General features: G+C 49.5%; 13 protein-coding genes. 9 read left to right on the top strand and 4 right to left on the bottom strand.

Features of this window, described 5'->3' with window-relative positions; genetic code table 11:
- Positions 1-267: 267 nt before the first annotated feature.
- The 4 genes from NDA03_RS27035 to NDA03_RS27020 all read left to right on the top strand — a co-directional run bounded on the left by NDA03_RS27035 (position 268) and on the right by NDA03_RS27020 (position 4,543).
- Entirely contained in the window at positions 268-1,110 is an 843-nt protein-coding gene (locus NDA03_RS27035) for a sulfurtransferase (RefSeq protein ID WP_190414140.1), read from the top strand.
- A gap of 318 nt (positions 1,111-1,428) precedes the next feature.
- Positions 1,429-1,950: an NYN domain-containing protein gene (locus NDA03_RS27030; RefSeq protein ID WP_190414139.1), complete on the top strand. Its 522-nt coding sequence runs from the start codon at positions 1,429-1,431 to the stop codon at positions 1,948-1,950.
- 95 nt (positions 1,951-2,045) lie between these two features.
- Positions 2,046-3,656, top strand: a complete 1,611-nt coding sequence (locus NDA03_RS27025; RefSeq protein ID WP_190414137.1) for a 2-isopropylmalate synthase — start codon at positions 2,046-2,048, stop codon at positions 3,654-3,656.
- Between the two features lie 92 nt (positions 3,657-3,748).
- The gene (locus NDA03_RS27020) at positions 3,749-4,543 is read left to right on the top strand and encodes a class I SAM-dependent methyltransferase (RefSeq protein ID WP_190414135.1); all 795 of its coding nucleotides are present in this window, start codon (positions 3,749-3,751) and stop codon (positions 4,541-4,543) included.
- Between the two features lie 210 nt (positions 4,544-4,753).
- Here the strand turns inward: NDA03_RS27020 and obgE are convergent, their stop codons facing one another.
- Together obgE and NDA03_RS27010 are read right to left on the bottom strand one after the other, a co-directional pair.
- Positions 4,754-5,773 carry a GTPase ObgE gene (gene obgE / locus NDA03_RS27015; RefSeq protein WP_348239744.1) on the bottom strand — a complete coding sequence of 340 codons (1,020 nt, stop codon included), beginning with the start codon at positions 5,771-5,773 and terminating at the stop codon, positions 4,754-4,756.
- A 107-nt stretch (positions 5,774-5,880) separates the two neighbouring features.
- A complete protein-coding gene (locus NDA03_RS27010; protein WP_190426999.1) occupies positions 5,881-6,567 on the bottom strand; it encodes a Mo-dependent nitrogenase C-terminal domain-containing protein in 687 nt (228 codons plus the stop codon).
- A 116-nt stretch (positions 6,568-6,683) separates the two neighbouring features.
- Here NDA03_RS27010 and NDA03_RS27005 point away from each other — a divergent pair, with 116 nt between their 5' ends.
- The gene (locus NDA03_RS27005) at positions 6,684-7,052 is read left to right on the top strand and encodes an EamA family transporter (RefSeq protein ID WP_190414128.1); all 369 of its coding nucleotides are present in this window, start codon (positions 6,684-6,686) and stop codon (positions 7,050-7,052) included.
- 107 nt (positions 7,053-7,159) lie between these two features.
- Here NDA03_RS27005 and NDA03_RS27000 read toward each other — a convergent pair whose 3' ends face one another.
- Positions 7,160-7,846: a ComF family protein gene (locus NDA03_RS27000; RefSeq protein WP_190414126.1), complete on the bottom strand. Its 687-nt coding sequence runs from the start codon at positions 7,844-7,846 to the stop codon at positions 7,160-7,162.
- Between the two features lie 178 nt (positions 7,847-8,024).
- On the opposite strand from NDA03_RS27000, the gene NDA03_RS26995 reads away from it, so the two are divergent.
- The 4 genes from NDA03_RS26995 to NDA03_RS26980 all read left to right on the top strand — a co-directional run bounded on the left by NDA03_RS26995 (position 8,025) and on the right by NDA03_RS26980 (position 20,691).
- Entirely contained in the window at positions 8,025-11,894 is a 3,870-nt protein-coding gene (locus NDA03_RS26995; RefSeq protein WP_348239743.1) for a PAS domain-containing protein, read from the top strand.
- Between the two features lie 99 nt (positions 11,895-11,993).
- Complete coding sequence (locus NDA03_RS26990) at positions 11,994-17,345, top strand: PAS domain S-box protein (RefSeq protein ID WP_348239742.1); 5,352 nt, start codon at positions 11,994-11,996, stop codon at positions 17,343-17,345.
- Positions 17,346-17,391: 46 nt separating this feature from the next.
- On the top strand, positions 17,392-20,163 hold the full coding sequence (locus NDA03_RS26985) for a putative PEP-binding protein (protein ID WP_348239741.1): 2,772 nt from the start codon (positions 17,392-17,394) through the stop codon (positions 20,161-20,163).
- Between the two features lie 270 nt (positions 20,164-20,433).
- Positions 20,434-20,691 (top strand): hypothetical protein, encoded by a 258-nt coding sequence (locus tag NDA03_RS26980; protein WP_190414119.1) that lies wholly within the window; start codon positions 20,434-20,436, stop codon positions 20,689-20,691.
- On the opposite strand, the gene NDA03_RS26975 is transcribed toward NDA03_RS26980, so the two are convergent.
- A complete protein-coding gene (locus NDA03_RS26975; protein ID WP_348239745.1) occupies positions 20,688-21,335 on the bottom strand; it encodes a hypothetical protein in 648 nt (215 codons plus the stop codon). The two genes, NDA03_RS26980 and NDA03_RS26975, sit on opposite strands and share 4 nt — an antisense overlap.
- Positions 21,336-21,473: the final 138 nt, after the last annotated feature.

The raw sequence follows: 21,473 nt of genomic DNA, 5'->3' as shown, positions 1-21,473 counted from the left end.
TTTCGGACAGCGATGTCTTTCCGTTTTATGGAGTGGGTGAACGCTAATCGAGATGTATTCTCAGCCTATAAAGCTGCTTTGGGTTTTATTTGGGCTTGAAATCTGTTTAAGTCTCGCTAACTCTATAAATTGTAAGTGAGTCGCATGGATACTTGGAGTTGAATTCTAAACAGAAACGCGATAGCTTCTCCACTATTGCCGTGGCAACACAGATGCGATCGCTCCCTGAAGACTTGTACACTGTTTTGATTGCAAACAGTCAAGTCAATGACCGATACCCCTTTTGTCGTTTCCGCCCAGTGGCTTTCCGAACACCTGAACCTTAGCGCAGCGGCTCCGGAGCTTTCGCAAGTTATCGTTGTGGATTGTCGCTTTTCCCTTGCCAATCCGGAATTGGGACACCAGCAGTATCTCACCAGTCACATTCCCGGTGCCTACTATCTGGATCTCAACAAAGACCTTTCTGCACCCGTCGGACAGCACGGGGGAAGGCATCCATTGCCCAATCCCGATGAATTAGCAAAGAAGTTAGCAGCCATTGGAGTAAATTTTCAGGAAACCTTGGTTGTTGCCTATGATGATTCCCGATTTGCCTTTGCTGCACGTCTCTGGTGGCTGTTGCGCTACCTAGGGCACGATCGCGTGGCTTTGTTAGATGGCGGCTTTTCGGGATGGCAGGCAGAGGAATATCCGGTTACAGACGTGCTTCCAACGCCACACAGAGGCAAGTTTGTGCCTCAGGTGCGACAAGACTGGGTAGTAGATATTGAAACCGTCAAAGCTAGAAAAGACTTGCCAGGAGTGGTATTGGTAGATTCGCGGGAAGGCGATCGCTTTTCTGGCGAACAAGAACCCATTGATCCAATTGCCGGTCATATCCCCGGAGCCGTAAACTATCCTTGGCAGGAAGTATCGAGTAGTCAATCTTACCTACGACCGATGACGGAACAACGCGCACGATGGGTAGGCTTAGAGCAAGCTGAGGAGGTTTTAGTCTACTGTGGTTCTGGCGTTACCGCCTGCGTAAATCTGTTGTCTTTAGAAATAGCGGGAGTTCATACGGGCAAGCTATATGCTGGTAGTTGGAGTGATTGGTGTTCTTACCTGTAAATACTATAAAGGCAGTGCTTAAGTACTTGCCCTAACTATACGATAGTGTCCACTAGGACAGTAATAGAGTCCTCAACTAAGGTAGAGTTTAAAGAAGAAGTTATGTTTGACTTTATCGGTGCTGTTCCCCTTTTTCGACTTTAATCGCCGATTTTGCCCGAAAAACCTCCTGAATGCCAGCAGGTTTTGGTGAGATCCGGAAAGATAAAAAAGAATAGGGATTGCACTAAAGTACTTATGAATAGATATTCGTAACAAATTGCTAGAATAAATCATTCCACTAAAATTCTTTTCTACAAATTTTAGGTTTTAGTTTCTATGGCTTTCTTAATGAACCGTCTTTCTATTTTTGTAGACGGGAACAATATGTTCTACGCTCAACAAAAAAATGGTTGGTTTTTCGATCCTAGGCGAGTATTGGAATACTTTAGAAAGGAACAGCCCGATACAAATCTCATCAACGCCTTCTGGTACACCGGGCTAAAAGATCCGCAGGATCAGCGAGGATTTCGAGACGCACTAATTAGTTTGGGATACACCGTCCGTACAAAAATTCTTAAAGAATATTACGATGACACTTCCGGTCGCTATTCGCAAAAGGCGAACTTAGATATTGAAATTGTTGTTGATATGTTTAATACAGTAGAACAGTACGATCGAGTAGTTTTATTCAGTGGAGATGGCGATTTTGAAAGAGCCATCGAACTGTTACGTTCTAAAAATACGCATATTACAGTAGTTTCCACAGAAGGAATGATAGCGAGAGAGCTAAGAAACGCTACAGACCGCTACATAGACCTGAATGAAATTCGGGAATTTATTGAAAAAACTGAATATTAGTCTTCAAACCTTAGTTTTTTTGGCTATAACTAATTAGCAAGAACTAATGACTAACGGCGAATGAATCAAACTTGAAGGATGTGTTTTTTTGACCTATGAACGTTGAACCTAGCCAAGACCGGATTATTATTTTCGATACGACCCTTCGAGATGGGGAACAGTGCCCCGGCGCAACTCTGAATGTAGACGAAAAGCTGAGTATCGCGCGACAATTGGCTCGTTTGGGCGTGGATGTGATTGAAGCGGGGTTCGCTTATGCTAGCCCAGGAGATTTCGAGGCAGTTCAGAAAATTGCCAAGACAGTCGGGACAGAAGATGGCCCGGTTATCTGTAGTTTGGCAAGAGCGATCAAAGCAGATATTGAAGCCGCGGCAGAAGCGCTAAAACCGGCGGTAAAAGGTAGGATTCACACCTTTATTTCGACATCTGATATTCACTTAGAATATCAGCTAAGAAAGACAAGGGCTGAAGTGTTAGCGATCGCAGAAGAAATGGTCGCCTACGCTAAATCCTTCATGGACGATGTAGAATTCTCCCCAATGGATGCCGCTCGCTCCGATCCAGAGTTCCTCTACCAAGTGCTAGAGCGGACAATTGCGGCGGGTGCCAAAACTGTCAATATTCCCGATACCGTTGGTTACATGACTCCCAGCGAGTTTGGTGACTTAATTAAGGGAATTAAAGAGAATGTGCCGAATATTGACCAAGCAATCATTTCCGTACACGGTCATAATGACTTAGGCTTGGCGGTGGCGAACTTCTTGGAAGCCGTGAAAAATGGCGCACGACAGCTAGAATGCACCATTAACGGCATTGGCGAAAGAGCCGGGAATGCTTCACTCGAAGAATTGGTGATGGCACTCCATGTCCGGCGTCAGTATTACAATCCATTTTTAGGACGCCCAGAGGAGTCAGAAGAACCCCTCACGAATATTGACACAAAGCAGATTTACAAAACATCTCGGTTAGTTTCTAACTTAACAGGGATGTTGGTGCAGCCGAATAAAGCAATTGTGGGCGCAAATGCTTTTGCACACGAGTCTGGCATTCACCAAGATGGGGTGCTGAAAAACAAGCTCACCTACGAAATTATGGATGCCCAATCTATCGGTTTAACCGATAATCAGATTGTACTGGGCAAACATTCCGGTCGCCATGCCTTCAGCGCTCGACTGAAAGAATTGGGGTTTGAACTATCAGAAAGCGAGTTAAATAAAGCCTTTCTGAAATTCAAAGACTTAGCGGATAAAAAGAAAGAAATCACCGATTGGGATTTGGAAGCGATCGCCAACGATGAAATCCAACAAGCCCCGGAAATTTTCCGCTTAGAATTGGTGCAAGTCTCTTGCGGCAGCAACTCTCAGCCCACCGCAACCGTTACACTTCGCACTCCCGCAGGCGAAGAACTCACCGACGCCGCCATCGGGACGGGACCCGTAGATGCCGTTTACAAGGCAATCAACCGCGTCGTCAACGTCCCCAACCAACTGATTGAATTTTCCGTTCAATCGGTAACGGCTGGAATTGACGCCATCGGAGAAGTCACGATTCGCCTACGGCACCAAGATCGAGTATTTTCCGGTCATGCTGCCAACACCGATATCATCGTCGCCTCCGCCCAAGCCTATGTCAACGCCCTGAATCGCTTGTATGTTGCCTTGGAAAAAGAAGAGACGCGATCGGTAGTAATCTCCCAAAAAGTATAAACCGCAAACAGCCATAGAGGTACGCAAAGTGAGAAAATCCTTTGCGTACCTTTGCGTTTACCTTTGCGAACCTTTGCGTTTAATTCTTAATTATGGATATTTTTGACAAAGAGAAAAAATTCCACGATCAATGGGCATCTACTATTGATGTAGATGGAATCAAGGTCAAAGATTATTTTGAAGCTTGTACTGCCCCTGAAAACCGTTTCATCCTCAGGCAACTGGGAGATATCAGAGGCAAAAAGCTTCTCGATTTAGGGTGTGGCGCTGGGGAAAATAGCGTTTACTTTGCCAAAAAAGGGGCGCTGTGCGTGGCATCTGACTACTCTCCCGGCATGGTGGAAGTCGCCCTACAACTGGCAGAGAAAAACGGCGTCGAGATTGAGGGGCGAACCATGAATGCGATCGCGCTCGATTGCCCCGATAATAGTTTCGATATCGTCTACGCCTCGAATTTGTTGCACCATTTACCCAATCCGAAACTCGCCATTCGGGAAATGCACCGAGTGCTTAAACCGGGTGGAAAAGCTTGTTTTTGGGACCCTCTGAAACACAATCCAGTCATTAATGTGTACCGCCGGATTGCGACGAAAGTGCGGACTGAAGATGAAACGCCGCTGGATATTAATATTGTCAATTTTGTAAAATCCCAGTTTTCAGAAACGTCTTACGATACGTTTTGGTTGGCAACGCTGTGGATTTTTCTACGCTTCTATTTAATTGAAAAAATCGATCCGAATAAGGAACGTTACTGGAAGAAAATTATTATTGAACATGAAAGATTGGCACCCAATTATCAACGGTTAGAGAAGATGGATGGCGTTTTGAAAAAGATTCCTTTAATGAAGCGTTTTGCCTGGAATCTTGCTGTAGTCGCAACGAAATAATTTGTATTTTTCAAGTAAGCGGAGGATGAGATTAATTACTGAAAATTGTTAGCTTGTTTTGAGAAAAAACTCACACTGGTTAGGTTTCTAACCTCAAACGAAGCTAAGAATTCAGTAATTTGTAAGCGTTATTAGGACTAATCCCCAGCAAAAGTCACAAGTAAAAATTAAAAATGAAAGATAAATTCTTGCATTTTTAATTTTTAGTTATTAATGATTAATGGTGGCTAGTTCATCCAGTTGAGCGAGGGTCTGCCAAACTTCGTGCAACATTTGATCTAGCCCAATGCCAGCAACCCCTGAAATCAGGAATACGGGTACATGACTTAACTGACGAAGCTGTTGCGCGATCGCTTCCACATCACGATCGGGATCGATTGCATCCACCTTGTTCAGCGCCACAATCTGCGGACGATTTGCTAGCCCCCGACCGTAAGAGTGCAACTCCTGCTGTATCGTTTGATACGCGCTAATGGGATCTTCGCTAGTCCCGTCAATTAAATGCAGCAGTAATCGGGTACGCTCGATATGACGCAAAAAGTCGTGTCCCAACCCAGCACCCATATGGGCACCCTCAATTAAACCAGGAATATCAGCAAATACGGTGCCGTCACCGCTGGGTTTGCGTACCACCCCCAGATTCGGCACCAACGTTGTAAAAGGATAATCTGCTACCTTCGGTCGTGCCGCTGAAATCGCCGAAATTAGCGTAGACTTACCGGCATTGGGTAAACCAATAATCCCCACCTCAGCTAAGAGCTTCAATTCTAAACGCAGCTGCCGTTTTTCACCTGGCAACCCGTCTAAAGCATAATCCGGCGCTCGATTGCGGTTGCTCAGGAAGTGCTGATTTCCCAAACCCCCCTTGCCACCCTTCGCCACACAGAAAGTTTGCCCGGTCTCGACCAAATCGCTCAGCAACTCATCCGTTTCGGCATCATAAACCATCGTGCCACGGGGAACATGAATCACGCGATCGCGTCCCGCGGCACCCGTGCGATTATTGGGACCTCCGCGCGAACCGTCTTCAGCCTTGAAACGATGGGTATACTTGAAGTCCAGCAAGGTTTGCAAATTCTCAACCACCTCTAGAATCAGCGAACCACCGCGACCGCCATTCCCCCCAGATGGCCCCCCAGCTGGCACATATTTTTCCCGTCGGAAAGCGACAATTCCATCGCCCCCTTTCCCCGCCTCCACTTCAACTTCTACCTGATCGATAAATTGCATAAATTTCCTTTGCTAATTGCTAATTGTTACTGATTGATCGTTTGCTCCGGGATGCCATGAACCATGAACCATGAATCATGAACCATTAGCCATTAGCCAGTCTTCCACTAACAATACGGTGACACATCTTCACCACAATCATCCGCCAAATAGGATAAAGCGCGGAAGCGCAAACCTACTAACTGTTCGTAGATGGGATTGAGCTTACACAGCGGTGGAATGTGGACAATTTTGTGACCAAATAGCTTGACATCGCGCTCAAACGGGCACTGGGCAGGAATCATTTTGCACAAGAATCTCGCCAATCGCGGATCGTGAATTTCTAGCCCATCTAGCCATACCCGTACTGGGCGCAGCACATCCCGCTGCCGAATCCGAGCCGCTGCTCCTTTGTCCGAGTCAGCGGAAATCTCGCTTTCTGAGGTAGGAATCAGCGTTTGCCGCAGCAATGAAAGCGCTTTCGGCTGCTGTCCTAATGCCTCACAAAACTGGAATAGCAATTCATCCTCGCTGGAGGAATAAACGCCATCTGCGACTGCCACCATCACAGCGGTACGCAGGAAATCTTCTGCGCTTCTGGCATCTTGCTTAAAAGCCGCTGCTAATTCATCGGCAGTAATCGGTTCGAGCGATCCCAAATCCATTGTGGGCGCTACTTGGTTCTGAGTCAGCGATGAAATTAATTTCTGTTCTTCGGCGTCAAAATTGCCGTCTGCCCAAGCAACCATTAGCAAGCCGCGTATCCAAACCGCCATTTGCTCGCTGGTATAGGGAGACTGAAGTACGCTCGTCATAACACTCTGATTTGCTTGAATTTACGTTGCGATCCCTTTGAGTCGATTCTAGCTCTGGCTCAGCCTCGGATGGCTGTAAACTTAGAGACGGATCTCCTCACTTTATTGATATTTCTGTGAATTCACCAGAATTTGGGTTATTCCTGATTTCGATCCTAGCGAGCGTTGCAGGGCAATTTTTGCTCAAAGCTGGAGCTTTGAAGTTAGGCAGAGTCAATGCAGCTAATTGGATCGGTCATCTTTTCAGCATTCTCGGTACACCAGAACTTCTAGCGGGTCTGGCTTGCTATGGTTTAGGGGCTTTTGTTTATATTTTGCTACTGACGCGGGTGAATCTCAGCATCGCTGGCCCTGCGGTAAGTCTGACTTATGTATTCTCTGTGCTGCTGGGTTATTTTATTTTCCGAGAAGCGATTCCTTTGAGCCGCGTGGTGGGTTTGGGTCTGATTATCAGCGGCGTGGTGTTAGTGATTTGGAAAAATTAAATTTCGTGCATTACGCCCTGCGCCACTTTTTCTTAACCCCTATTGATTGGGCGAAAATACAGAAAGTTGCACACCGGGTGTCATTAGTAATTGCTAATTGGATTGTATCAACCATCATCCTTCACCCTTTTAGGAGTCGCGACTGCAACTAAACCATATACTCGGATGCCATGTTGTGCGAGCGTTTGAGCCGCAGATTGAGCCGTCGCTCCTGTCGTATAAATGTCATCTAATAACAACACTGGCGTAGATGGACGGCTACGAAGAAATTCTTTTCCAAGGGAGAAAGCGCCAGCTAAGTTTTTTTCTCGCTCGGTGCCAGATAAGCTAAACTGAGCCTCTGTCGCCCGTACCCGTTCCAAACCCAGAGATCGCATGGGGTAGCCGGTATAATCGCAAAAGCTTTGAGCCAGTAAATCTGCCTGATTGTAGCCTCGCTGACTCACTTTGGAGGGGTGCATGGGGATGGGCACTACGGTTAATTTGAGCTGAGCGGATACCGGAGAATTCAGCCATGCTTGAGCAAGCCAATGACCCAACGGACGAGCCAGTTGGGGATGGTTTTCATATTTTAGGGCAGCGATCGCTCTCTTCATTGCCCCTCCATATCCGCCCCAAGCAAACACGGGTAGTTGCCCTTGCCAAAATTGGTTAGGATTGGACATCTGACAGCGTTGCAGTTGCCGCTGACAGTCTTCGCAAAATTCTTGAGAAGTCGGGCGCTGGCAGAGTGGGCAGTTGGACTTCAGAAATAGATTTAGCAAACCTTTTACAGTCTGGCTCCAATGCCCCATTTTGAGTACCTCCTCCTTTGGGGAGATTTCTTTAAAATACAAGTAGGTTTGTAAGCGATCGCGCAAGTAACGTCTAGCTTAATCTTTTACAAAATTAATGAATTTAACTTTAAGAATCAGAGTTTTTTTAAACTTTCACACCGAATTACACCAAAAAATTAGCTGAAGTTCCAGAATAATGGCTGACTCTAATCATGTCAGAAAAAAGTCGTCGAACACGAGCTTCGGGTCGCAGGTCATTGGCCCCATCCTAACAGTGGCGACGCTTGTCGCCATTGAGGTGCTGTCTCAGACAAAATTTGCCATCCCCAACCCAGGCCCGATTTCCCTCACCACGGTTGTTTATGCTACCTTCAGCGGCAGTTTTTGGGCTGGGTTGATTAGCGCAGCGATTTCGCTGGTGTATGCCCTTGGCTTCTTTTCCAACCCCGGACATTTGTTTGAGTACACAGACGAAAATGCCCGTCACTTGCTCGTACTAGCCTTCACCACACCAGCTCTGGTGTTGATGGTCGGGTTTCTAAAGCGCCGCGCAGAACAAGCTTTGAGGCTAGAGGCGACTAACGACATTCTGAATCAGCAACTGGGCGAACGCAAACAGGTCGAGGAAAAGCTGAGGAGGGCAAACGAGCGCTTTGAGCTAGCGGCTGCGGCAATTAATGGGATTATCTACGAATTGGATCTGACTCAGAACACGATAGAAAGGACACAAGGGCTGAGTGAGGTTCTAGGCTATCAAATTGAAGAAGCCCAAACAACTGTTCAGTGGTGGATGGAGCGGATTCATCCGGATGACCGACAGCGGGTACACGAGGAAATAAACAGCAAGATCGCCGCCAGTAGTAGTTTTACCGTCGAATATCGGATTCGCCACAAAAACGATCGGTATCTATATGTTTGGGATAGAGGGCTTATCGTGCGAGATGCTGATGGGCGTGCAGTGCGCGTAGTTGGCTGTACTTTAGACATCAGCGAAAGCCGAATTGCTCAAGACGAATGCGATCGCGCTCATTCGCAATTGGAAACCGAACGCGCCCTCCTAGAAGCGGTGCTGCGGCAGCTACCAGTCGGCGCGATTGTTGCGGAAGCTCCCTCCGGGAAGCTGATCCTCGGCAACGAGCAGGTGGATCGGATTTGGCGTCATCCTTTTCGGCAATCTAGGGATATTGAGGAGTACCGCGAGTACCAAGGCTTCCACGCCGACGGGCGACCTTATCAGCCGCAGGAATGGCCTTTGGCACGTTCCATCAGCACCGGCGAAGTCGTCATTGATGAAGAAATTCAATTTTTGCGGGGGGATGATACGCGAGGCACAATGCACGTCAGCTCCTCTCCGGTATGCGATCGCGCGGGCAAACTCGTCGCTGCTGTTGTCACCTTTTTCGACATCACCCAGCGCTCTTCAAACCAAGCTTTGTTAGCGACGCAAAACACGGTCTTGGAAATGATTGCCAAAGGTGCCGCCCTCCCCTCCGTACTGGATGTTCTCGCCCGGTTGATCGAACAACAGTCGGATGGCGCTCTGTGTTCCATTCTGCTGATGAACAAAGAAAAGCAAAAACTCTATCGCGGTGCAGCACCCAGCATTCCAAACAGCTACTTTCAAGCAGTCCCTGACGGGATTCCCATCGGTGCTGTAGCTTGCAGTTGCGGTACGGCGGTTTATCGGCGCGAACCAGTAGTTGTGTCGGATATTGCCAACGATTTCCTGTGGGCAGAATACAAAGATTTGCCCTTGTCTCATGGATTCCAAGCGTGTTGGTCAGTCCCGATTTTTGCCACGAATGGAGATATCTTAGGCACTTTTGCGATGTATTACCGCAAGCCGCAACAGCCTAGTTTGCACGACCAGAAACTGGTTGAGATATCGACCAATCTGGCAGGCATCGCCATTGAGCGTCACTGCACCGAAGAGGCAAAGCGGCAAAGCGAAGCCCGATTTCGGCGTCTGGTGGAATCCAATATCATCGGGGTCGTCTTCGCCGACTTTAACGGCAATGTCACCGATACCAACGACGCCTTTTTGAATCTGCTTGGCTACACCCGCCAAGAGCTGCAAACGGGCAAAGTGCGTTGGGATATCATGACCCCGGAGGAATTCGACGATTTGGATCGGCACAAAAACCAAGAAATGCTGAACTCCGGCACGTGTACGCCTTGGGAAAAAGAATACGTTCGTAAAGATGGCAGCCGCGTTCCAGTTCTCGTCGGGTTGGCTCGGTTGGAAGAATCTCCCGATAGTTGCGTTGCTTTTGTCCTCGACCGCACCCAACGCAAGCGTGCAGAGGAAGCACTCAAAGAAAGTGAAAAGCGGTTCCGTCAGCTGGCAGAAAACATCGATGAAGTGTTCTGGATTCGTTCGGACGCTCCGAAACAGTTACTCTATGTCAGTCCCGCCTATGAAAAAATCTGGGGTCGCACGACCGTAAGCCTTTACGAAGACCCTTCATCCTGGGTGAATTCCATCCATCCAGAAGATCGAGAGCGGGTAATCGCTGCGGCGAAAAAGCAGAGCTACGAAAAGTACGATCAAGAGTATCGGATTGCCCGACCCGACGGCGAGGAGCGCTGGATACGCGATCGCGCTTTTCCGATCCAAAACGATCGGGGAGAAGTTTACCGCATTGTTGGCATTGCCGAGGACATCACTCGTGCCAAGAAGTTAGAGGCGACCCTGCGGCAACAGGCAGAAGAATTAGAGAAAGCTAGCCGGATCAAAGACGAATTTTTGGCAATCGTCTCCCACGAACTGCGGACGCCCTTAAACGCGATGCTGGGTTGGGCGACGATGCTCCGGACGCGGAAACTCAATGAAACCACCACCGCGCGGGCGCTAGAGACGATTGAGCGCAACGCCAAATCACAGGTAAAACTGATTGAGGATTTATTAGATGTCTCGCGCCTAATTCGCGGGCAAATCCGCCTGAATATTCGTCCAGTTGACCTGATATCGGTAATTGAGTCATCCATCAATACCGTCTTACCTTCCTACGAAGCCAAAGCGATCGCTCTAGAATCAATGCTCGCTCCTGATATTGGCGTTGTGATGGGTGATGCAGAACGCTTGCAGCAAATCGTCTGGAATCTGCTTTCCAATGCCATTAAGTTCACACCGGAAGGCGGACGAGTCACGGTAAAGTTGTCAACGGTCAAGGGGAATGAGTCATCGGGAATCGGGAATAGCAACCCATCGAACCCATTCCCCATTCCCAACCACGCCCAAATTGAAATCAGCGACACCGGATTGGGCATCAGTCCTGACTTTCTGCCCTACGTCTTCGAGCGCTTTCGGCAAGCGGATAGTACAACGACGCGATCGCAAGCGGGTTTGGGGCTAGGGTTAGCCATCGTCCGCCAACTGGTGGAACTGCATGGCGGCACCGTTGAGGTGACGAGTCCAGGAGAAGGACTCGGAGCGACCTTTACAGTGCGGTTGCCCCTCTTAGAAAGGACACAGGTAGGACTAAAAACTTCAGGACTGTTAGCGCAGCGGCAGGAAGTGCAGATTGACCTAGAACAAGCAAATGAGAAAACCCAAAATTACTCTTACTCCTCAACCCTCAACCCTCAGCCCTCAGCCCTCAGCCCTCTTCCCTCCTCTTCTCTCAGTCCTCAGTCCTCAGCCCTCAGTCCTCTTCCCTCCTCTTCCCTCACTCCTCCTGTCCTGAACATTCTGAGTGGAGTGCGGATACTGGTTGTAGATGATGAAGCAGACGCACGAGAATTTCTTTCCACAGCCTTGGAACAGTATGGAGGAAAGATACTTGCTGTGGCATCCGTTCTCGATGCCTTAGAAGCACTCGAACAGTTTCAGCCGGATGTCCTTGTCAGCGACATCGGAATGCCCTTGGAGGATGGCTATTCGCTAATTGCCAAAGTCAGGAACCATTCGGCAGAACGAGTGAGGCGGCTGCCAGCACTCACACTCACCGCCTATGCCAGTAAGGCAGATACCGAGCGAGCGAGCGCTGCGGGTTTCGATGGACACATCGCTAAGCCAGTTGAGCCATCCCTGTTAGCAGAAGCGATCGCTAAGCTTATTCGCTAGACGCACTGCTTGCTCAATTGGCTGAAAGAACGAGAGCGGCGCGATCCCCAAAGTCGGGATTTAACCCTCAAAATAGTATCAGGAGGGGAAAAGCAATCTATGCATATCATACCTTGGGCCGCTCTCGGCTACGGGCTAGTAGTATCTATTTGTACTTTGCTGGGTCTGTGGCTAGGGCCGGAATTATTAAACAATCTTTTTGCAGCGAATGGTTTTATCCCACATGGACATTGCTACTTGTGGAAACCAGGGTTGGTGTCACTTCATGTTGCCACCGATACGTTAATCGGACTAGCGTATGTTTCGATTTCAGTGACGCTAGTTTATTTAGTCCACAAAGCGCGTCGAGATATTCCTTTTCATTCAGTATTTATTGCCTTTGGATTTTTCATTATTGCCTGCGGTGCCACGCATTTTATAGAAGTGTGGACACTATGGATGCCCGTTTATTGGCTATCCGGAACGATTAAATTAATTACAGCGATCGCTTCAGTGACGACAGCCTTGGTAATCCCGCCATTAGTTCCTCAAGTCCTGACGCTGATTGCCTCTGCAAAAACCTCTGAAGATCGTAAACTCCAACTAGAAACGGCAAACGTTGAGTTAGAGACGCTTTACCAAAAACTTAAGGAACTCGACCAATTAAAAACCCAATTTTTTGCCAACGTTAGCCACGACTTACGGACACCACTTGCCTTGATCTTAGGGCCAACGGAGAAACTGCTCTCCGAGCCGAATCTGACCAACCCAGAACAACGTCGCGACCTAGAATTGGTGGATCGTAACGCCCGTACCCTGCTCAAACGGGTCAACGATTTGCTGGATGTCTCCAAGCTGGAGGCAGGCAAAATGGAAGTGAACTACGCACTCAGCGACGTGGCTGAGCTGGTGCGGCTGATTGCTGCCAACTTTGAAACCATTGCAGAAGACCGTCAGATATCCTTCGTTGTCGAAACTCCTTCATCTCTTAGGGCGAGTGTCGATCCAGATAAGTGGCAGCGCATCTGCTTCAATCTACTTTCCAACGCCTTCAAATTCACCCCGATGGGGGGTAGTATCCGCTGCATCCTTGCGGAAGTCAGTCCTCAGGAGCAGGGGCACAGAGGCACAGAGGAGCAAGTCTTCGCCCTGGACTCCCTGTCGTCTTCATCCTTCACCCTCACCATTGAAGATACTGGCCCAGGCGTGCCACCAGAACTCCGGGAAGTCATTTTTGAGCCGTATCGCCAAGAGGAATTCGTTACTCAGCAAGGATTTGGCGGTACTGGTCTGGGGCTAGCCATTGTCAAGGAGTTCGTTGAATTGCACGGCGGCTCCATAGAAGTTAACCAGGCTCCAAAAGGCGGGGCAGTTTTCACGACCTGGATGCCGCAAGCAGCACCCTCAGACGTTCTAAGTACCAATACAGAAGGGTTGCTAGTACCCGATGGGAATCGCGATTTTCATCTGGATGGGGAGACGATTGCGATCGCGCAACCAGCTGCTACAGACTCCGACAAGCTGACTTCGACAAATCTTCAAATCGATTCGACGCGATCGCCCCAGGCGAAAACATCCACAAATTACAAGGAAATTGCCCTTTCTGTAATGGCAGAACTGGGGCATCAACCCAACGATTTGGAATCGGCATTAAATTACCAGTCATCAGAAATTTTCCCATCAGAACAGTCCGCGCAAAATCCTCAAGGTGAAATTTCTAATTCTCAATCCCCACTCGTGCTGGTAGTTGAAGACAATCCGGAAATGAATCGGTTCATCGTCGAGAGTTTAGCGCCAGAGAATCGGGTCGTAAGTGCCCGGAATGGACAGGAAGGATTGGAAAAAGCGATCGCCCTGCATCCTGACTTAATCCTCACCGATATGATGATGCCTCAAATGAACGGCGACCAGCTAGTGCGGGAAGTCAGAGCCATCAAGGAACTCGATACGATCCCGATTGTTCTGCTGACGGCGAAAGCAGACGACGAGCTACGGGTGCAGATGTTACGAGAAGGGGTACAAGATTACCTGATGAAGCCCTTTCATATCGAGGAACTCCGGGCGCGGGTAGGGAATGCGATCGCTATGAAACGCACCCGTGAGATTCTTCAGCAGGAGTTACAAACTCTGGATATAGACCTCGCCACCTTAGCCAAAGAACTCACCTCCCGCCAGCGCGAATTGCAGGCTTCCCATCAAAATTTAGAAATTCGGGTTCGGGAAAGAACTGCCGAACTCGCAACAGCGAATGAATTACTTCAAGAACAAATCGCCCTGGCTCAACAAGCCGAACAAGAGCTGCGGAAGAGCGAACAACGCTTCCGCAGCTACTTTGAACTTCCTTTAGTCGGAATCGCCATCAGTTCGCCAGACAAAGGTTGGCTAGACGCCAACGATAAATTGTGCGACATCTTTGGCTATTCCCGGCAAGAACTCACGCAAATGACTTGGGATCAATTAACTCATCCCGATGATTTGCCAGCCGATGTAGAGCAATTCCAGCGGATTTTAGCAGGCGAAATTGAAGCCTACTCAATGGACAAGCGGTTTATCCGCAAAGATGGTCAAACGATCCACGCCAGCATCTCGACTCGCTGCGTGCGCCGTACTGACGGCTCAATTGATTACTTCGTGGCTCTCGTTCAGGACATCACCGAACGGTACCAAGCACTTCAAGCACTCAAATGGGAAAGATCCATCCTTCGCAGCTTCTTCGATAGCGCTTCTTTGATGATGGGAATTGTCGAATTGGTGGAAGATGACATCCGGCATATTTCTGATAACTCCACCTCAGCAAAGTTCTTTGGGCTAACTCCCGAAGCGATGCAAAATCGACTGAGTAGCAGTTTGGGAGTCCCGCCGCAATACCTGCGATTGTGGATTCATCAATATCGGTTGGCTCAACGCACCCAGACAACCATCCGCTTTGAATACCCTCACGAGACTGACTTGGGTAAGAAGTGGCTGTCTGCTAGCGTCTGTCCCATCGAGGGAGCTTCCAGTTTGCATCCGAAATTTGCGTATGTGATTGAAGACATCACCAACCGCAAGAAATCTGAGAAAGAACGGCTCCAGCTCGTCCGCGAACAGGAAGCGCGTGCCCAAGCTGAAGAGGCGCAGCAGCGTTATCTCTCCCTAGCAGAGGCGATACCGCAGATGGTGTGGACGGCACAGCCAGATGGGTCAGTGGATTACTACAACCAACGCTGGTTTGACTACACGGGAACGACGCTGGAGCAAGCCCAAGGCTGGGGATGGCAGCCTATACTCCATCCAGACGATTTGCAGGCATCGGTAGACGGCTGGAACAATGCCATTGATACGGGTGAGACTTACGAAGCGGAATGCCGCTTTAAGAGAGCCTCAGATGGCGTTTACCGTTGGCATCTGGTTCGGGCGTTGCCGCTACGCGATCGCCATCAATGGGTCGTCAAGTGGTTCGGGACTTGCACCGACATTGACGATCGCAAGCGCGCGGAACAGTCACGGCAATTCCTCTCGGAAGCTGGCGTCGTGCTGGCTGACTCGCTGGATTATCAAGCTACGTTAGAACGCCTCGTACATCTGGCGGTGCCGCACCTTGCCGACTGGTGCGCCGTTCATACAGTTGAGCCGGATGGCACGATTCGCCAACGAGCGGTTGCCCATGCAGACGCCTCAAAGGTCGAGCTGGCATGGGAGGTAGAGCGTCGTTATCCCTTCGATCCCAAGGTGCCCCGTGGTTTGGCGAAAGTGTTGCATACAGGTGAGGCAAAACTCGCTCCGGAGGTTTCCGATGAATTGCTCGTCGCGATCGCCCGCGATCCGGAACACTTGGAAATCCTCCGCAAGGCAGATTTCAAATCTTATATGTGCCTACCATTAATTGCCCGTGGACGAATCTTGGGAGCGATCGCCTTTATTACTGCCGAATCGGGTCGTCACTACAATCAGGCGGATCTCTCCTTGGCTTCTGAACTAGCTCACCGCGCTGCCTTGGCGGTAGACAATGCGCGACTTTACCACGAAGCTCAAGAAGCCAATCGCATGAAAGACCAGTTCCTGGCGATTGTCTCCCACGAACTGCGAACTCCGATCAACGCCGTCCTGGGTTGGGCACAGCTACTCCGCAGCCGCAAGTTTGATGAAAAGCGCACAGCGCAAGCGTTGGAAACGATCGAGCGCAATGCCAAGGCACAGACGCAGCTGATTGAGTCGCTTTTGGATGTCTCGCGCATGATCCGGGGGAACTTGCCCCTCAGTCTCCTCCCAGTTGACCTAGTGCCGGTGATTCAAACTTCCATTAATTCTGTACTGGCAACAGCTCAGACACGGGAAATTCAAGTAGAGACAGTGCTAGACCCCTCTGGCGGACGTGTCCAAGGCGATCCCGTCCGATTGCAGCAGGTAATGTCAAATCTGCTCTCGAATGCTCTCAAGTTCACACCGAACGGCGGACAAGTGACGGTGCGAATGTCAATCGTTATGGGGAATAGGTCATCGGTAATGGCTAATGCGGAAGAATCTCACCCATTACCAATTACCAATTACCAATTACCAATGACTCACTATGCCCAAATCCAAATCAGCGACACCGGAGTGGGTATTACTCCTGACTTTTTGCCCCATGTCTTTGACTTGTTCCGTCAGGCTGATAGTACAACCACGCGATCGCATGGAGGTCTAGGGCTAGGACTCGCGATTGTCCGCTATCTTGTAGAAATGCATGGCGGCACCGTCAGCGCCCACAGTCCAGGCGAAGGACTGGGAGCCACTTTTACAGTGCGCCTACCTCTTTTAGAGAGTACGCAAGTAGGGCTGAAAACTTCAGGACTGTTAGCGCACCAGCACGAAGTGCCGACTGAGGTAGAAAACACAAATCAAGAAAGAAAAAATTCCTCTTCCCCTTCCCTGAATCCTCAATCCTCTTCCCTGAATCCTCAATCCTCTTCACTCAATCCTCACTCCTCATCCCCTTCCTCTTCCCTGAATCCTCAGTCCTCAGTCCTCAGCCCTCAGTCCTCTTCCCTGAATCCTCAGTCCTCAGTCCTCAGCCCTCAGTCCTCTTCCTCTTCCCTCAATCCTCATGCTCTCAGCGGATTGCGCCTTCTGTTAGTGGAAGATGATGCCGATATCCGCGAAGTCGTTGTCACCACTCTAGAGGAGGCAGGAGCAAGTGTGAGAGCCGTGGCATCAGTGCCAGAAGCCATGAAAGCGCTGGATCGAGAGTTGCCAGACCTGGTGATTAGCGATATCGGAATGCCGTTAGAGGACGGCTATGGGCTGATTCGCCAACTGCGGAATCGAGAAGCCGAACGCGGAGGCAAAATTCCCGCGATCGCGCTGACCGCCTACACTACTGAGGAAGACCAGCAGCAAACTCTTGCCGCTGGCTATCAGCGCCATCTTTCTAAGCCGGTGGAAACCGCCCAGTTGGTAGCAGTCGTGGCGAATCTTTGGAAATCTGCGGGTCAAATTCAGAATGATGAATAAATAATTAAGTTATGATGCATTGTTCCCTATTTACCCTTTCACCTGAGTGGAAAAACTCCACTGGCTCGACCAAATTCAACCCTTCGACCGCACCCTGGTAGGCGACAAAGCTTTTTACTTGAGCCGACTCATACAGCGTGGCTATCCGGTCGTGCCCGGTTTTGTCGTTCCGGCAACCGCAGCCCGTCAATTTCTCGAAAGCATTCAATGGTCGGCACCGCTTGGCTTAGACCTGCCCTATTCTTCGCTACATCTGGATGTAGATAATCCCCGCCAACTACAGAGCGTTGCTCAAACGATTCGGCAGGAAATTACAGCCGCTACGCTACCGTCGTCTTGGATGTCGGAGATAGAATCGGCACAAGCGCATTGGCAAACGAAGGTGCTGATTTTGCGCCCCTCTTTGGCTTTAGATCCGGCGTCTAAAGTTCAGGCAACCGGGGTGCTTTTACCAGAGTCTGGGCTTTTAGAATCCCACGTTTGTCTGGCGACGCCAGAGAGCTTGGCGATGGGTTTGAAGCTGGCTTGGGCAGAGCTGTTTCGTGCCAGAAGTTTGTTTTATTGGCACTGTTGGGGTATTCAGACTGCTCAGCTGAACTTGGCGATTTTAGTGCAACCCGTCTTAGATGCGATCGCTTCCGGGACTCTTCAAGCAACTCCAGAGTGCTGGGAAATTCAGTCAACTTGGGGACTGGGCAAGGCGCTAGTCTTGGGAGAAGTGGTTCCAGATTTCTATCAGGTGCAACCAGAAACGGGGGAAGTGCAAACTCGATATCTGGGCAGTAAAACCCGTGCTTATCGTCTTGAGAACTTTAGGGACGCCCAAACCAACACAAACAGCACGGAGAATTTCACAAACACCCACCCTTCTCGATTAAGGGTAGATAATTGTCTAGAAGCTTATCTGCTCAACGAAGAGCAACAAAATTATTACGCCCTGGAAGAAAAACACTTAGATGTTCTTATTCAACTGGCGAAGCAACTGAGGACTGAACTCGGCCCAACTTTTACTTTGGAGTGGACGCTCTCTCCAGGAAAAGAAAATGAAGGCAACCAGTTGTATCTCACACAAGTCATCGTTGGGCACTCAGCAATGAGCTTGAAGGAGTCCAAAATTAAAGTAGGAGCGGTTAAGGAATCCTTACAGCACTCAGTAGAGATCGGTCATTCCTCCTTGATGCTCGCTCCTTTATCCTTCTTTTCGCCCCAGACTCAGCACCGCCTACAGGAAGGGAAAGTGCCTACAGTGCCAGAACCAGACCTAAAGCCTTTGATCGAAGGGCTGGGAGCGTCAGCAGGACGGACAATTGCGATCGCTCATGTATTAACCGATTCCAATCATCTCCACTTCCCTGATGCCGATGGAGATGAAAACTCGCCTGTTAATGGGAAAATTTTAGTCGTCAAAAGCATTACTCCCGATCGGCTGGTACTGCTAAAACAGGCTGTCGCTGTAGTTGCCGAACAGGGTGCGATGACTTGTCACGCTGCCATTATTGCCAGGGAATTAGGCATCCCAGCGGTTGTTGGTGCTGTCGGTGCCACCCGGCTGATTCAAACCGGCGACGCCGTGCTAGTAGATGGTGACAAGGGAGCAGTTTATCGCGTTGAGGCTCAAGCAGGCGAGCGGGAGAAAATTCTTCCGCACTCCTCTCTCTCCACCCCACACTCTGCACCCTTCACCCCGCACTCTGGACTCCCCACTCCTCACGCTGCACTTTCCACCCCGCACTCTGGACTCCCGGCTCCTCACGCTGCACTTTCCACTCCTCGTCCCTCAGCCCTCAGTCCTCAGCCCTCAGTCCTCAGCCCTCAGTCCTCAGCCCTCAGTCCTCAGCCCTCAGTCCTCAGCCCTCAGCCCTCAGCCCTCAGTCCTCAGCCCTCAGTCCTCAGTCCTCAGTCCTCAGTCCTCGCAACTCAACTGCTGGTCAACCTCAGTCAACCCAGCAGTATCAAACGCGCGGCTCAGATGCCGGTGGATGGGGTAGGATTATTGCGCTCTGAACTGATGCTGCTGGAAGTTTTGCAGGGACAACATCCTCAACGATGGCTCCAGCAGCAGCGTGAAGACGAGTTGAGGGAAATTCTTGCCCAACAACTGTGTCAGTTTGCCGAGGCATTTGCGCCGCGCCCAGTATTTTATCGCTCTCTAGATTTGCGATCGCATGAATTTCAATACTTAGTTGGTGGTTCTTTGGGGCACCCGGAAGCCAATCCGATGCTAGGGATGAGGGGAACATTCAGCTATGTTTCCAATCCCGCCTTGTTCGATGTAGAACTGGCAGCTTTAGTACGGGTGCAGCAATTGGGATATACCAATGTTCGCTTGCTGTTGCCTTTTGTCCGCACGGTGGAAGAGTTTTCCTTCTGTCGCCGCCGCGTTGAACAAGCCGGACTCAGCCAATCGCCTCAATTCCAACTCTGGATCGTCGCTGAAGTGCCGTCGGTTCTATTTTTGCTACCTGATTACGTGAAAGCGGGCGTCCAGGGAATCTCGATTGGCACTAACGATCTCACCCAGCTGCTGCTGGGAGTTGACCGAGACCAAGCGCAGATGGCGGCGGCGTTTGATGAGCGTCATCCAGCAGTCACGCAAGCGATCGCGCAACTCATCCAAATGGCAAAACAGGCAGGAATTCCCTGCTGCATCTGCGGTCAAGCACCGGCTCAATATCCAGAGTTGATCGATCGGCTTGTGCAGTGGGGCATTCCCTCAATTTCTGTGGAACTAGATGCCGTTGAGCGAACCTATAACGCGATCGCTCGTGCCGAACAACGCCTTCTCTTAGCAGCCGCCCGTCGTCAGTTGAATCAATAAGTAGCGATCGGCAAAAATCTCGTAGAGACGGTTTCAAATCCACACCCACTTTTTGCCCTTTGTCTTAAGTCATCCTATTTTCAAGGGTTGTCTTTCAAGGGGTGTCTGCCAACCGATTTTTCTAATAATTCCCTTCCGAGAAAGTTTAATAGATACTACTTAAGGCTGTTGCGCTTTTGCTTCTAATCGTGAACAACTAAAGAGTATACCTATCATAGAATTCGTGTGGTTTCACCTTGGCGAAATCCACTCCTGCTGGAAGAGTACACAATGAGCCGCGTCGTTGTCTGTTTTTACAGTGGCAGATGGATTCCAATTATGTTTTGTCCCTTGGTAGAAGCGATCGCGTTTCACCAGAATGCACTAAAAGAGGGAAAGGAAATTTTTATTTTTCCCCCTAATTGCGATCCAAACGATTTCTTGAGTGACCTAACTTATATTCAACCCCCCGTCCTTGGGGAAGCGGGGGGGTTGACAAACTTAGCAATTTTGAAACCCTACGATCGCTCGCAGTCAATCGCTGATTAATAGCGGAAAATTGCTGCTACCGGAGCCTCATCCGGTACTTTTTCCGGCTCCACTGCATAGACTTTACCACCGTTCAAAATTGTATGAGTAGCGGCAAAATCCAACATATCTTCGTCGTCCGCTTGTGGTTCAGGGTGTAAATCTACGGTCATGGTTTCAGGGTCAAAGTGACCCCAGCGCTGCTCGCCGACCGCCACAAACAAAGAATCAACCCGGTGATAATAAGCAGATTGGATGATTTCTTTGATATCGTGGGATACTTTACTCGTATCGTTTCCAGCCAGTTCTTTGTATACCTCTACAACCCCCTCAATATTCTCTTGTAACAGAGGCTCCACAATCGGTAAAGCGAGTTCGTGCAATTCTTCTGGCTTGAATATTTCAGGATTTCCAGTAATCCCTTGCTCTACCAAATGTTGATAAGTATTCGCCTCTTTGTAAATCGGGAAAAGATACTCAACTCCCGCTAACACTAAAGGCCCTTTCTTATTCCGGAAGAAGTCGTGCAATGCACCATCAATCTGATGGAAAAATTGCAGGAGATCCTTCTTGATATCATCCTGATCCGGGCTTCCCTGCCCGTGGAAACTACCGGGTTGCTGAAAAGTATTGTTGGTTCCCCCTTTTGATGTGGCAATCCGGATCTGACCGTCCTTGGAAGTCGCGTCATACGGCAGATTGCAGGTATATAGAGTACATTGAGGTCAGTGCATGAACAGGTAGAATGAAACCTTACTCCATCGACTTTCGAGAAAAAGTAGTCAAAGCATACGAACAAGAAA

Origin of the sequence: Trichocoleus sp. Lan (assembly GCF_039961855.1) — a bacterium.
Classification (GTDB): Bacteria; Cyanobacteriota; Cyanobacteriia; order Cyanobacteriales; family FACHB-T130; genus FACHB-T130.
The sequence above is the reverse complement of the archived record's forward strand: the minus strand, read 5'-3'. Positions and strand labels throughout refer to the sequence as shown.